General features: G+C 67.1%; 12 protein-coding genes. 7 read left to right on the top strand and 5 right to left on the bottom strand.

Going from position 1 to position 13,127, the window contains the following annotated elements; genetic code table 11:
- Positions 1-31: 31 nt before the first annotated feature.
- From AQ12_RS08090 to AQ12_RS08065, 6 genes are all read left to right on the top strand, one after another.
- Positions 32-1,090, top strand: coding sequence for a PAS domain-containing sensor histidine kinase (locus tag AQ12_RS08090; protein ID WP_048439366.1), 1,059 nt, complete (start codon positions 32-34; stop codon positions 1,088-1,090).
- Positions 1,087-1,731 carry a response regulator transcription factor gene (locus tag AQ12_RS08085; RefSeq protein WP_048439365.1) on the top strand — a complete coding sequence of 215 codons (645 nt, stop codon included), beginning with the start codon at positions 1,087-1,089 and terminating at the stop codon, positions 1,729-1,731. Before AQ12_RS08090 ends, AQ12_RS08085 begins: the two co-directional genes overlap by 4 nt.
- A gap of 134 nt (positions 1,732-1,865) precedes the next feature.
- The gene (locus tag AQ12_RS08080) at positions 1,866-2,270 is read left to right on the top strand and encodes a response regulator transcription factor (RefSeq protein WP_048439424.1); all 405 of its coding nucleotides are present in this window, start codon (positions 1,866-1,868) and stop codon (positions 2,268-2,270) included.
- A 20-nt stretch (positions 2,271-2,290) separates the two neighbouring features.
- Positions 2,291-3,115, top strand: a complete 825-nt coding sequence (locus tag AQ12_RS08075) for a helix-turn-helix domain-containing protein (protein WP_238587681.1) — start codon at positions 2,291-2,293, stop codon at positions 3,113-3,115.
- Positions 3,116-3,137: 22 nt separating this feature from the next.
- Positions 3,138-3,740, top strand: a complete 603-nt coding sequence (locus tag AQ12_RS08070) for a hemerythrin domain-containing protein (RefSeq protein WP_048439364.1) — start codon at positions 3,138-3,140, stop codon at positions 3,738-3,740.
- Positions 3,737-5,128, top strand: coding sequence for a trypsin-like peptidase domain-containing protein (locus tag AQ12_RS08065; RefSeq protein WP_048439363.1), 1,392 nt, complete (start codon positions 3,737-3,739; stop codon positions 5,126-5,128). The genes AQ12_RS08070 and AQ12_RS08065 overlap by 4 nt, the downstream gene beginning before the upstream one ends.
- 4 nt (positions 5,129-5,132) lie before the next feature.
- On the opposite strand, the gene AQ12_RS08060 is transcribed toward AQ12_RS08065, so the two are convergent.
- Positions 5,133-6,035: a ribose-phosphate diphosphokinase gene (locus AQ12_RS08060; RefSeq protein ID WP_048439362.1), complete on the bottom strand. Its 903-nt coding sequence runs from the start codon at positions 6,033-6,035 to the stop codon at positions 5,133-5,135.
- Positions 6,029-7,549 carry a thymidine phosphorylase family protein gene (locus AQ12_RS08055; RefSeq protein WP_048439361.1) on the bottom strand — a complete coding sequence of 507 codons (1,521 nt, stop codon included), beginning with the start codon at positions 7,547-7,549 and terminating at the stop codon, positions 6,029-6,031. Before AQ12_RS08055 ends, AQ12_RS08060 begins: the two co-directional genes overlap by 7 nt.
- Before the next feature lie 82 nt (positions 7,550-7,631).
- Between AQ12_RS08055 and AQ12_RS08050 the strand changes: the two genes are divergently transcribed.
- A complete protein-coding gene (locus AQ12_RS08050; RefSeq protein ID WP_152682723.1) occupies positions 7,632-8,786 on the top strand; it encodes a PEP-CTERM sorting domain-containing protein in 1,155 nt (384 codons plus the stop codon).
- A 6-nt stretch (positions 8,787-8,792) separates the two neighbouring features.
- On the opposite strand, the gene AQ12_RS08045 is transcribed toward AQ12_RS08050, so the two are convergent.
- The 3 genes from AQ12_RS08045 to AQ12_RS08035 are packed head-to-tail and all read right to left on the bottom strand — an operon-like array spanning position 8,793 to position 13,082.
- Entirely contained in the window at positions 8,793-9,986 is a 1,194-nt protein-coding gene (locus tag AQ12_RS08045; protein ID WP_082151472.1) for an efflux RND transporter periplasmic adaptor subunit, read from the bottom strand.
- A gap of 5 nt (positions 9,987-9,991) precedes the next feature.
- Complete coding sequence (locus AQ12_RS08040) at positions 9,992-12,355, bottom strand: FtsX-like permease family protein (RefSeq protein ID WP_048439360.1); 2,364 nt, start codon at positions 12,353-12,355, stop codon at positions 9,992-9,994.
- Positions 12,356-12,359: 4 nt separating this feature from the next.
- On the bottom strand, positions 12,360-13,082 hold the full coding sequence (locus AQ12_RS08035) for an ABC transporter ATP-binding protein (protein ID WP_048439420.1): 723 nt from the start codon (positions 13,080-13,082) through the stop codon (positions 12,360-12,362).
- Positions 13,083-13,127: the final 45 nt, after the last annotated feature.

Here is a 13,127-nt window from a genome sequence, read left to right as displayed (position 1 = left end):
GCCCGTCATCGGGCTCTAGTACAGTGCGGCCATGCCGAACAAGCTGTCGACCGAGAACTCAGCCGCCAGGCTGGCGGGCCTGCTCGATTCCGCCATGGACGCCATCGTCACTGTCGACGAGGCGCAGAGCATCGTGCTGTACAACCGCGCCGCCGAGAAGATCTTCGGCTGGTCCGGGGACCAGGTGCTGGGGCAGCCGCTGACCAAACTGATTCCGCAACGCTTCCAGGGCGGACATGCGAACCACGTCAGGCGGTTCGGTGCGACCGGCACGACATCCCGGCGCATGGGTGGCAGCGCCGTTGTGTATGCGCTGCGCGCCAACGGCCAGGAGTTCCCGGTGGATGCCGCGATCTCGCAGCTCGACACCCCCGAGGGCAAGCTCTACACGGTCATCATGCGCGACGTCACCGAGCGCGTACGGGCGCAGGAAGACCTCGCATCCTTTGCCGCCGAGGCCAGCGCCATCCGCGAGCAGGAAAAAACCCGCGTCGCACGCGAATTGCATGACGAACTGGCCCAGTCGCTCACGGCGCTCAAGATGGACACGATCTGGTTGCGCGACAACCTGCCCGCAACCGACGAAGGCTCGGCCAAGCTTTCCCAGATGCTCGTCATGCTCGACGCAACCGTCGCCGCCACAAGACGCATCGCTGCGGACCTGCGCCCGCTGATGCTCGACGACCTCGGTCTTGCGCCGGCCATCGAGTGGGTGGTGCAGAACTTCACCCGGCGCACCGGCGTGCCATGCGACCTGGTGATGGACGAGGCCATCGAGTTTCGCGAGCCCTATGCCACCGCCATCTTTCGCATCGTCCAGGAGTCGCTCGCCAATGTTGCAAAGCATGCCCGCGCAACGCGCGCACATGTGGCGGTCGAAAGCTCGGACGATGAAGTGACCCTGTGCGTCGAGGACGACGGGGTAGGTTTCGATCCCACCCGGCCCCGGCAGCAGAACTCGCTCGGGCTCGTGGGCGTGCGCGAGCGCGCGCAACTGCTGCGCGGCACCGTGACTGTCTCCAGCAGCCCCGGCGGCGGAACGCGGGTCGAGGCACACATTCCGGTCCGCATCGAAGGAGACAGAGCTTGACCCGGATCGTCATTGCCGATGACCACGCGATCGTTCGCGAGGGCTTGAAGCGCATCGTCTCGGAGGCCACCGACCTGGAAGTCGTTGATGAAGCGGCCGACGGCAACCGCGTGATGGAAGTCGTGCGCGAACACGAGTTCGACGTGCTGGTGCTCGATCTGTCGATGCCCGGTCGCAGCGGCATGGAGTTGATCAAGCTGGTGAAGGCCACGCGGCCCAAGCTGCGCATCCTCGTGCTGAGCATGCACCAGGAACTGCAGTACGCCGTGCGCGCGATCAAGTCGGGCGCAAGTGGCTATCTCACCAAGGAAAGCGCGCCGGCCCAACTGGTCGATGCGATTCGCAAGATCGCGGGTGGCGGCGCCTTCGTCACCGCCGAAGTCGCGCAGCAGCTCGCCCTGGGCGCAATGCCCGGCGGTGCGTCTGCTGCGCCGCACGAAGCGCTCTCCGACCGTGAATTCGAGGTGATGAGCCTGCTGGTCGCGGGAGCCTCGGTCACCGACATCGCCGCCCGGCTGAAACTTTCGGTCAAGACGGTGAGCACGCACAAGTCGAACATGATGCAGAAGATGGGTCTGGACAACCAGGCCGACCTGGTGCGCTATTGCATGCGCCACGGTCTCGACGAAGAGAGCGTTTAAGGCAGTCAGGCCAGTGTCCTAGGAATATTCCTAGCCGCCCTCGGTGTGACGGAAGCTGCGAACCGGAAACCGCCGATCCCTGGTCTCAGTGCCCGCCGATGGTGCGCAGCCGCTCGAAAAGCGACATTCGAGTCATGGCCCGCACCGATTCATCCCTCAAGGTTTTTCTTGCTGACGATTCAGCGCTGATACGCACCCGCGTCGCAGCGATGCTCGCCGCGCCTGCCATGACGATCGTCGGGCAAGGCTCCACGCCGCGCGCCTGCATCGACGGCATTCGCGCGTCGCGTCCCGACGTGGTGGTGCTCGATGTGCAGCTCGAAGGCGGCACCGGCATCGACGTGCTGCGCGGCGTGCGCGAAGCAGCTGGTGCCGCTGGCGCCGGGTCGTTGCCCGAGTTCATCGTCTTCAGCAACAACGCCGAAGACGCTTACCGCAAGCGCTATCTCGCGGAAGGCGCTCACGTCTTTCTCGACAAGTCCACCCAGTTCGACCAGCTCGCCGGCGCCATCGCCGCCGCGCCGCGTCACCGCGAATAAAAACCCCAGGAGGAATCACCATGTCCGCTACTGCCTCGATGCCGCGTGAACGCGTTTTCCGGCTCGTGCCTGCGACGACTGCCCCCAAGGCCGCGACCAAGACCGCCACCACGGCCCCGGTCGAGACTTCGCCGGTTGCACCGCTGAAGACTTCGTGCTCCAGCTGCCACCTGCGCGAGATCTGCCTGCCCTGCGGACTGGCCGGCAACGACATCGAGCGCCTTGACGGCCTGAAGTTCGCGCGCCGCCGCATCGCAGCCGGCCAGGCGATTTACCACGAGGGCGAGGCCTTCCACTTCATCTATGCGGTGCGAATGGGCACCTTCAAGTCCAGCCTGGTGCTGGCCGATGGCCGCGACCAGGTCAGCGGCTTTCACATGGCTGGTGAACTGATGGGCCTGGACGGCGTGGCGCACGGCAAGCACGCCAGCACGGCCGTGGCACTGGAAGACGCCGAAGTCTGCGCGATTCCGTATTCGCACTTGAATGAACTGGCCGCCACATCCAGCAACCTGCAGCACATCGTGAGCCGCCTCATGAGCCGCGAAATCGTGCGCGAACACAGCCTGATGCTGCTGCTGGGCAGCATGAACGCCGAAGAGCGCCTTGCCGCTTTCCTGCTGAACCTCTCGCAACGCCTGAAGGCGCGCGGCTACTCGCCAACCGAGTTCCACCTGCGCATGTCACGCCAGGAGATCGGCAGCTACCTGGGCATGAAGCTCGAAACCGTGAGCCGCACGTTTTCTGCTTTCCAGCAGCAGGGCCTGCTCGAAGTGGACAAGCGCCACATCCGCATCGTGGACGTGCCGGCGATGACGCGCGCGTTCGAACTGAGAGTGCACTGAATTTTTTCAAGAGACCCAAGCCATGACCCGACCCACCCTTCGTGTGATCCGTGATGAACATGCCGCGCTCGCTGCCATGCTGCGCTCGATGACGATGATGATCCGGCAAGGGCCGGGCGAATCTCCCGACCAGTTCTTCGATGTCGTGCGTGCCATGCTGTTCTACATCGACGAGTTCCCCGAAAAACGCCACCACCCCAAGGAGTCGGACCTGCTGTTCCCGGCCCTGGCACGGGCGGTTCCGCACCTCATGCCGGTGATACGGCGCCTGGAGTCGGACCACATGAGCGGCGAAGGCAGGGCGCGTGCGCTCCAGCATCTGCTGCTGGCCTGGGAGCTGCTCGGCGAAACACGGCGGGACGCCTTTTGCGAAGCGGCCAACGAGTATGTTGCGTTCTACCTGGACCACATGCGCACCGAAGAGCGCGAACTGCTGCCTGCCGCAGAGCAGGCGCTCTCCGAGGCCGAGTGGGCTGCCATGGACAAGGCCTTCCTCACGTCGCTCGATCCGCTGGCCGGCGGCGTGCGCGACCCGGTGTACGAACGCCTGTTCACCCGAATCGTGATGGCCGCACCGGCACCCATCGGCGTCGGTCCCCGGGACGCGGTGGCCACGGCCGCATGAAGTTGCGGCTGGGCCTGGCATGTGCACTGCTTGCGTTTGCGGTTCACGGCGCGGCGGCACCTGCCCCTGAGTGCCAGCAGGCCCCGCCCACCAGTACATCGTCTTCGTTCGCGCGAGCAGCCGCCGCCCAATCGGGCTCGGTCGTCAGCGTGATCGTGGTGCGGCCCCGCCGTTCATTGCTCGACGAAGACACAGGCCCCGAATTCTTCCAGGCGCTGGCGGGCCTGCCATTGCCAGGCCGGGAATCGGACGCGGTTGCGCTGGACCGCACCACCGCCTCGGGCTTTGCGATCAGCGCCGACGGCGCAGTGCTCACCAATGCCCATGTGGTCCACGACGCGCGCGAGGTCTGGGTGGTGGCCGCCGATGGCCGCCGCCTGCCCACACGTGTGATGGGATACGACAGGCGATCGGACGTGGCCCTGCTGCAGGTCACCGGCGGCGACATGCCAGCCGCACCGGTGGAGCTGGCGCGACCCGCATGCCCCGGCGATTGGGTGGCCGCCATCGGCGCCCCGTTCGGCTTCGACCAGACCCTCACCGTGGGTGTGGTCAGCGCCAATCCCCGGTTCCTGCCGGGTGGGGGCGGCATGCCGCTGATCCAGACCGACGCGGCCCTCAATCCCGGCAGCTCGGGCGGACCGCTGTTCAACGACCAGGGTCGGGTCATCGGGATGAACTCGATGGTCTATTCCAACAGCGGCATCTACATGGGTGTCTCATTCGCCTTGCCGATCGACCGGGTGTTGCGCATCGCGCAGGAACTGCGCACCAACGGCGTCGCTTCGCGCAGCACGATAGGCGTCCTCACGCAGCCGGTCACGCGCGACCTGGCCACTGCCTTTGGCATGAGCGACCTTCGCGACCTGCGCGGGGTGCTGGTCACCCAGGTCAGCCCCAAAGGTCCGGCCGAGCGAGCGGGCCTTCGCATCGGTGACATCCTCACCGCGAACGGCGCTGCTGGTGCGATGGATATCGGAGACGTCATCGCGCAGGCGGCCCCGCATTCGCAGCTTGCACTGGAGGTGCGGCGCGGCAAGTCGACATTTGGCGTTGTCGTGCGCCCCGAGGTCCCGGCGGCCTCGAACCTGTCCATGGCCGGCCAACGCACGGCGCCGCCTGAGGTCCAGCTGGGCCTGCGTCTGGCGCCGATCAGCACCACCGCAAAGATGCCGGCCGGCGTCTATGTGGACAGCGCCTCGGGTTCCAGCCTGGTCGCGGGCATCGAGCAGGGAGATCGCATCATGGCCGTCAACGGCACGCCGGTTTCCAGCCATGCCGAATTCGATGCGGCGCTCAAGGCGCTGGGCAATGCACCGGTGGTGGCACTCTTGGTGGCCCGGGCCGGGTTTTCGCTCTACATCCCGGTCGACCGGCAGGGGCGCTGAGGATTCAGGGGCTTGCCAGCGCCTGGGTCAATGCATCGGCCAACAGGGGCGCGAGTTCGATGGCATTGGTTTCATGTTCAATCGTGTCGCACGACACGATGCGTGCGATGCCGGCGCCGCGCATGCGCTCGAGCGCACCTGTGGCGAACAGCGCATGCACCGCGATGCAAATGGTCGCGCCGAGCCCGGCATGCTGCAACGCGGCGCTGGCCGCCACCAGCGTCTCACCCGACGACACGATATCGTCCAGCAAAACGGGCGTGTGTCCGTGCCACGCGCCGCTTTCCACTGCCGCCTGGTCGAGTGCGTACACCGAAACATCGCGGTCGCCATGGCGCTTCTTGGACAGCACCGTCCAGGGAGCGCCGGCAAGCCGGGCGACCTCAGATACCCACTGCTCACTTTCTGCATCGGGACCGACGATGAGCGGGTGGCGAACATGCTCCACCAGCCAGGCCGCGATCGCGGGCGCTGCCGCAACGGCCTGCGTGGGAATCGAATAGATCTCGCCCAGCGCGTGCCAGCGGTGCAGGTGCGGATCGACGGTGATGAGCAAGTCCAGCGACTGGCTCAGCATGCGCGCATAGGTTCGCGATGTGATGGCCTCGCCGGGCCTGAACCGCGCGTCCTGCCGCATGTAGGCCAGGTAGGGCGCAACCAGGCCTGTCGATGTGGCTCCGAGTTCGCGCGCAGCATCGGCGGCAAACAGCAGGGGCAGCGTTCTGGCATCGGGGTGGTGCAGGCTGCCCGCAAAGACCACGCGGCGGCCCGCGACGGGCGCGTCGATGCGCACGGAGGTTTCCCCATCGGGAAATGTGTGAACCGCCAGCGGGCTGCATTCACAGCCGAGCAGGCCCGACAGCGCCGCCGCCAGCCGGATGCCACCGGGCAGGGCGACGATCAGCATGGCTCGTCCTCGATCACGAACACCGCATCGGCTTGCGACTGCGCGTATTCGGCGGCGTAGGCGAGGGCGCCCGGCGATGCGGCGTGCAGCGTGTAGAGCGGCTGGCCGCGTTCCACGAATTCACCGGCCCGCACATGCAGGTAGATGCCTGCGCTGGGCGACTTGGGTGCGCCTGCGAGCTTGGCGATGCGTGCAAGACGGCGGTTGTGCATCGACACGACCGAGCCGCTGCGGCCCGCCACGATCTCGCGCGTGAAGGGTGCGACCGGTGGCTCGCGCATGCCGCCCTGCGCCTCGCAGATTTCCTGGAACTTGCGCCACGCACGGCCGTCAGCCAGCACGGGGCCAGCCAGCTGCATGCCCATGCCAGGCGCGGCAGCGCCGCCGATCTCGAGCAAGCGCGCCGCCAGCTGCAGGCTGCGCTCGGCCAGGTCCTGCGGGAACCCGGGCGTCTGCTCCAGCACGGCGAGCACGTCGTGTGCTTCGAGCGCCGGACCTATGCCGCGACCCACCGGCATCAGGCCGTCGGTCTGCATGACCTCGACCCGCAGTCCCAGGGCTTCGCCCACCACGCGCAGTTGTTCGGTCAGGTCGCGCGCAGCTTTCTGGCTGCGAATCTTGGCGGTGGGCCCCACGGGCATGTCGATCAGCACATGGGTCGCGCCCGCGGCCGCCTTCTTGGAAAGGATGGAGGCGACCAGCTGGCCCTGGCTGTCGAGGTCGAGCGGACGCTCCACCCGTATCAGCACATCATCGGCAGGACTCAGGCGCACGGCCCCGCCCCACACGACGCAGCCGCCGGTGGTGTCGACCACACGCCGTATCTGGGTGGTGTCGAGTTCGACCGGCGCAATCGTCTCCATGGTGTCGGCGGTGCCTGCGGGCGAGGTGATCGCGCGCGACGAAGTCTTTGGCATGCGCAGGCCGCACGCGGCGACGATGGGCACGATGATCATGCTGGTGCGGTTGCCGGGCAGGCCGCCCACGCAGTGCTTGTCCATGATGCTGCCGTCGCCCCATTGCATGCGGTCGCCGGCCTTGACCATCGAGCGGGTCAGCGCGATCGTCTCTTCGGTGTCCAGGCCGTCGCCCGCGCACGCGGTGACGAAAGCGGCAAGCTGCAGGTCCGAGTAGCGGCCTGCGGCCACGTCCTCGATGACGGCGTCAAAAGCCGAGCCGCTCAATCGCTTGCCGTACACCTTGGCCCGTACATGACCCAGCGACTCCAGGGGGCGAGGGTGACGCGCAATGGCTTCGTCACCGTCCTTTGCGCCCAGCATTCGCCACGCGGCTTCAGATAGCCCGGTCTCGCCGTTGGTGAGGTAGTCGCCGTCCACGACGTTCAGGGTTGCGACGATGGTGCGAGTGCCCAGCGTCAGCTCGACCCGCGATTGCGCCTCGAAGCCCTCGGACACGCACACAGGGCAGTCCTTGCGCATGTAGAGCACCGGCTCCTGGTAGGTGTCGATGCCCATCCGGCGCAGGCGCAGATGGTGATGTGTTGAAGTTTCCACCTACGCACTCTAGGCATGCGCGAGCTGCCCACGCTTGACGAAGATCAATGCGAGGCAGCGGCAGGGCGCGCAGAGTGAAAGCATGAACATCGCACACTCCCGCACCCGTGGCCCGCGCCGTCGTGCCGTATCACTTGTGTTGCTTTCGGCAGCACTTGTTTCAATCGGCTTCATGTCGGGTTGCGGCGGCGGGGGCAGCGCGGGCGACGAGCCGGCGCGGCCTGATGCGCCCACCGCGAGCTTCCTGCCGCTGGGCGCGCCTGCGGGGCATGTGACGAGTGAGGCCACCGCGATCTCGGCCGATGGCCTTGCAGTTGCTGGAACGGCCAAGGATGCAACCGGACGCGAGCAGGCCTTTCGATGGACGGTCGGCGCGGGATTCACAGCGCTCGGCTTCCTGCCCGGCGGCACGCGAAGCACCGGCGCCGATATGTCCAGTGACGGTTCCGTGGTTGTTGGCAGCGCAGACACCAGCGCCATGCCGACCTCGTCGCTCACCGCTTTCCGGTGGACTGCAACTGGCGGCATGCAGCGCGTCGCGCCCTTGCCTTCCACCGTGCTTTGCAACGGCACGGCGGTGTCTGGCGACGGACAAGTTGTCGTCGGCACCTGCCTGGGCACCAACAACACCGCGTTCAGATGGACCGAGGCAACGGGTCCTGTCAGCCTGGGGCAGTTTGGCGGCGGCCTGAGCGCGGCCAGCACTGCCTCTGCCATTTCCAGTGACGGCCAGGTGATTGGCGGCGCGGGAAGCCCGGTGCTCAGGGGCGCGATGCTGTGGCCCTTCGGCCAGCCGCCGGTGACGCTCGGGCATCTTGCAACGGGCGACACCTTCGCCTCCGTCAGTGCCCTGTCGGCCGATGGCGGGGTCGCTGCCGGTGTGTCGATTGGCAGTACGGGCGCAGCGCGCATGTTTCGCTGGACCGTAGCAAGTGGAGTGACCGCCATCACAGGCGCGCCTTCTGATGTCACGGCCATGAATGTCCGCGCGCTTTCGGCGAGTGGCGCGGTGCTGGTGGGCGGATGGACGCGCGGCGGCGTCGAATCGGCGGTGATCTGGGACCAGGCGCGCGGCCTGCGCACACTTGCACAGGCTTTGACTGACGAACGCCGCCTGACGCTTTCCGGCTGGACATTGCAGCGCGCCAATGCGATCTCTCCGGACGGCCGCGCGATCGCGGGCACTGGCATCAATCCGCAAGGCGTGGCCGAAGGCTGGATCGTTCGCCTGAACTGAGGGCGGTCAGGGCTTGCGCAACTTGATGCGCCTGCCGTCCGAGACCGAAGGCGGTGCGTAAACCACCACCCGCTCACCCGGCTTGAGCCCGCTGCGAATCCAGCCCATGCTGGCGTTGCGCGCGGCCAGATCCACAGGCGCGAGGCGTGCGCGCGAGCCGTCAATCACGTAAGCGGCCATGCCGCCGTCGGCGTTCGGAAACAGCGCGCCTATGGGCACCAGGGTTGCATCTGCGGCGCTGACCACGACGACGCGCACCGTGACACGAAAGCCGTCTCCCATTTGCAGCCACGCGGGCGGTGGGTCTGTCACGTCCACCAGCACATTGACGCGCTGCTCCTCGATGCCCAGCGCAGAAACCTTGGTGAACGCAGCCGGTTCCACGCGGCGCACGCGGCCTTCCAGTGCCGGTCCACCCCAGCGCTCGATGACGGCCCGCGTGCCGGGCACAGCCCTCACCGCATCGGTCGTGAGCAGTTGCGCCACCACCTCCATGCGCGACGGATCACCGATGTCCATCAGTGCTGCGCCAGCAGCGATCGTGCCTTCGCTTTGCACCGGCAACCGCAGCACCACGCCCGAGATCGGCGCGCGGATCGACAGCGGCTGCCCCGCAGGTGATTGCGGCGAGGCGGGCTGCACGGCGGCCTGGGCCTGTGCGCGCTCGTACACAGCGACCTCGCGCGCAGCTTGAGCGGCCTGCAACTCACGCTGCGCGCCGCTCAACGCCAGGCGCGCGCTGTCCAGCCGCGATGCCGAGAGAAAACCTTCGCTGGCCAGCCGCGCGGTGCGTTGCAGCTCCAGCCGCGCCTCTTCCTGCGAAACCCGCGCCCGCTCCACGTGCGCATCGGCACCCGCGACCCCTGCCTGCGCGGCCCTGGCGCGCGCGGTGGCCTCGCGCATGCTGCGCTCGTCGTACAGCGACGCCATCACCGGCGTCAGCACCGCAATGACATCGCCAGCCGCGACCCGGTCGCCCTCGCGCATCGAGATGCGCGAGACGCGCGCGGTCACCGGAGCCGAGACCACGTATCGGTCGCGCAGCCGCGTGCGGCCGTCCTCGTCGATGCTCTGCTCGAAGCGTCCTCGCTCCACTGCTGCGGTCTCCACTTCGACCGGTTTGGGCGCGAAGGCCCATACGAGCGCCGCCACCACTGCAACGCCTGCGGCAGCGCCGGCCCATGTCTTTTTGTTCATCATGCGGATCACTCCCTTGTCTTCAAGGCTGCGACCATGTCCAGCCCGTTGATGCGCCTGCGCACGACCAGCGCGCTGGCCACACCTGCCGTTACCACTGCAATCGCTGCCCATGCGTAGGTGCGTGCCTGAATCACGACCGGAAACAGAAACTGGTCAGACCGCATCAGCGCGACCACGGTGTGGGTCAGCGACCACCCGAGCAACATGCCCAGCGGCAGGGCGATGGCGATACCCAGCGCGAGTTCGCCCAGCAGCAGCATCGACACTTCGGCCTTGGTGAAACCCAGCACGCGCAGGCTTGCGAGTTCCCAGGTGCGTTCAGCCAGCGCGATGCGCGCGTTGTTGTAGACCACGCCCACCGCAATCACCACGGCGAACGCAGTGAGGATGGAACTCATGATGAGGATGTTGCGCGCGGTCACTTCCTGCATGTTGCGCAGCAGGGTCGACTTGCTGAAAGCGCCTGCAATGCGCGGCAATTGCTGCGTGGCTTCGAGCACGCGCGGCAGCGAATCCTTTTCCACCCGCAGGCTGAAGTTGTTGGCCAGGTCGCCATCGCCGAGCAGGCGGTTGAGCGCATCACGCTCCATGAAGGCGTTCAGGCCCATCATGTCGCGCACGGTCCGCTCGATCACCACCTCGCGCTCCTGCCGTTTGCCGTCTCGCACCTGCATTGTCACCGTGTCTCCGGGCTTGACGCGCAGCTTGTCGGCCAGGCGATCGGTCATGAGTACGCCGTGCGTGCCTGCCAGTGCAATCTGGCTGTCCACATCGACCACGCGCTGCAACACCGGCACGGCGGCCTGCCCATCGACCACGCTGTTCTCGCTGCGCGATCCCTTGATGAAGCGCACCGCAATGCGCCGGCCGGTTTCCACCTGCGTCACGCCCGGCAGCCGTGCCAGTTCACGCGCCGCGCTCGCATCGACCGCGTCAGTCGCCCACACGATCAGGTCGCCGCGCATCGCCACATTGAACTGCGTGTGCACGATGGCATCCATCGCGTCCCTAAAGAAGTTGCCCATCACCACGACAGCGACAGCAGCGGCAATGCCGCCGGTTGTCACCGCTGCGCGCAGCGGCCTGCGCTCGATGTTGCGCAGGATCATGCGCAGGGCAGGGCCCACGGGCAGGCGCGGCACGCGTTCGAGCAGGGCACGGCGGTAGTTGCCCGGTGACGGCGGGCGCATCGCTTCCGCAGGAGACAGCCGCACCGTCGCAGCGATGGCCGTGAGCGTGCCCAGCACGGCCGTGAGCCCCACGATGAGCAGCGCAATCAACGCCAGCGTCAACGGGATGCTGTGCTCGAAACTCGGGAAGTGAAAGAAGTCCGCATACAGGTGGGTCATGCCGGTGCCCAGCCAGTTGCCCAGCGCCACGCCCAGCAGGTAGCCCCCCAGCACCATTGGCGTGACAAGCTTGAGATAGTGCATCGCGATCGCGGTGTTGTCGTAGCCCAGCGCCTTGAGCGCGGCCACCTGTTCGCGTTGCGTGGCGACCAGCCGCGCGGTGACCACATGCAAGAGGAACCCGGCGACCGCGAGAAAGATCGCAGGAAGCACCGTGCCCAGTACGCGCTGCTCCTTGATCTCGTTGTCGAGCATCGCGTGCGAGGCCTGCTCGTCGCGTCCATGCGCCTGCGATCCGCCCAGCGACGCGAGTTGCCGCGTGACGGCATCGATCACTGCGGGCTGCGATGCGCCGGGTGCGAGCTTCAAGGCAACGCGCGTGAATGCGCCGGTCATGTCGGTGGCCGCAGCGAGCTCTGCCTTGTCGAGCCAGAACACGCCGAACGATCGCAGGTCGGGCACGCCCATCTGGCCGCCAAAGATGAACTCGGGGGACAGGGCGGTGCCGGTGATGCGCAAGGTGCGGCGCTTGCCATTGACCAGCGCCGTCACGGTCGCGCCGGGGCGCAGCTTGTGCGCCTGCGCAAAGCTTTCGGTCACCAGCGTCTCCAGTTCGCCGCCGCGCGAGCCGCCTTCGGGCAGGCGGCCGGATCGCAGCAGCACCAGGTTCAGGCGTTGCGGCCGCAGCGTGTCGAGCCCGATCAGCTGGCCGATGACAGGGTCGGTGCTGCCGGGCACGCTCACGCGCGCCATCGACTCCACCGTGGTCTGCACGTCAACGACGCCAGGTAGTTCGGCCAGCCGCTGCGCCATTGAATCGGGCGCGCGGCGCACCGATGCGAACACGTCGGCAAAGTGTCCTTGCGCATAGAAACTGTCGCGCGCATGGGCCAGCGAATCGACCGCCGACAGCATCGCCAGAAAGCCGCCGATGCCGCTGGCCACCACCAGCGCAATCGTGAGTGCCTGGCTCCACAGCAGGCGCAGGTCGCGCAGCACCTTGCGGTCGAGCGCCTTCATGCAATCACCAGGAAAGCTCTGCCGGCGTGAGACGGCGTTCGGGCTTCTCGATGCTGGCGACGCGCCCGTCGGCCAGCCGCACGACCCGGTCTGCCATGCCTGCGATGGCCGCGTTGTGGGTGATGACGATGGCCGTGGTGCCCAGCTCTGCGTTGATGCGCGCGATGACTTCCAGCACCAGCTTGCCGGTGGCGTAGTCGAGCGCGCCGGTGGGTTCGTCGCACAGCAAGAGCTGCGGCCGCTTGGCGATCGCGCGCGCGATGGCGACCCGCTGCTGTTCGCCGCCAGAGAGCTGCGACGGAAAGTGATCGCGCCGCGGCATGAGCGCGACCAGTGCCAGCGCTTCGTCCACCGGCATCGGATCGCTCGCGATATCGGTCACCAGCGCCACGTTTTCGGCGACGGTCAGGCTGGGAATGAGGTTGTAGAACTGGAACACGAAGCCCACATGCTCGCGGCGGTAGCGGGTGAGTTCGGCATCGGTCGCGCCGGTGAGCCGGTGTCCGTCGAAATCGACTTCGCCTGAAGTGGGCAGGTCCAGCCCGCCCAGGATGTTGAGCAGCGTCGATTTGCCGCTGCCCGAAGCGCCCAGCAGCACGATGAACTCGCCCTTGCGGATGTCCAGGCTCACGTCGCTCAATGCACGCACCTGCGTGTCGCCTTGTCCGTACGTGCGCGTCAACCCGTGGATGTGCAGGATGGGCTCGGCGGTGGCTGCAGAGTTCATGTTGCTGCGACTGTAGGCAGCAGGGCGTGCGGCGGGCTTGATCTT

It is taken from the genome of Caenimonas sp. SL110 (genome assembly GCF_001044395.1).
Taxonomy (GTDB): Bacteria; Pseudomonadota; Gammaproteobacteria; order Burkholderiales; family Burkholderiaceae_C; genus Ramlibacter.
The sequence above is the reverse complement of the archived record's forward strand: the minus strand, read 5'-3'. Positions and strand labels throughout refer to the sequence as shown.

Bases quoted from the DNA above. Each gene is read 5' to 3' on its own strand.
- AQ12_RS08060 (WP_048439362.1), bottom strand. From the start codon at position 6,035: ATGCTGATCGTCGCCCTGCCCGGTGGCATCCGGCTGGCGGCGGCGCTG.
- AQ12_RS08075 (WP_238587681.1), top strand. From the start codon at position 2,291: ATGTCCGCTACTGCCTCGATGCCGCGTGAACGCGTTTTCCGGCTCGTG.
- AQ12_RS08080 (WP_048439424.1), top strand. From the start codon at position 1,866: ATGGCCCGCACCGATTCATCCCTCAAGGTTTTTCTTGCTGACGATTCA.
- AQ12_RS08035 (WP_048439420.1), bottom strand. From the start codon at position 13,082: ATGAACTCTGCAGCCACCGCCGAGCCCATCCTGCACATCCACGGGTTG.
- AQ12_RS08070 (WP_048439364.1), top strand. From the start codon at position 3,138: ATGACCCGACCCACCCTTCGTGTGATCCGTGATGAACATGCCGCGCTC.
- AQ12_RS08090 (WP_048439366.1), top strand. From the start codon at position 32: ATGCCGAACAAGCTGTCGACCGAGAACTCAGCCGCCAGGCTGGCGGGC.
- AQ12_RS08065 (WP_048439363.1), top strand. From the start codon at position 3,737: ATGAAGTTGCGGCTGGGCCTGGCATGTGCACTGCTTGCGTTTGCGGTT.
- AQ12_RS08050 (WP_152682723.1), top strand. From the start codon at position 7,632: ATGAACATCGCACACTCCCGCACCCGTGGCCCGCGCCGTCGTGCCGTA.
- AQ12_RS08040 (WP_048439360.1), bottom strand. From the start codon at position 12,355: ATGAAGGCGCTCGACCGCAAGGTGCTGCGCGACCTGCGCCTGCTGTGG.
- AQ12_RS08045 (WP_082151472.1), bottom strand. From the start codon at position 9,986: ATGATGAACAAAAAGACATGGGCCGGCGCTGCCGCAGGCGTTGCAGTG.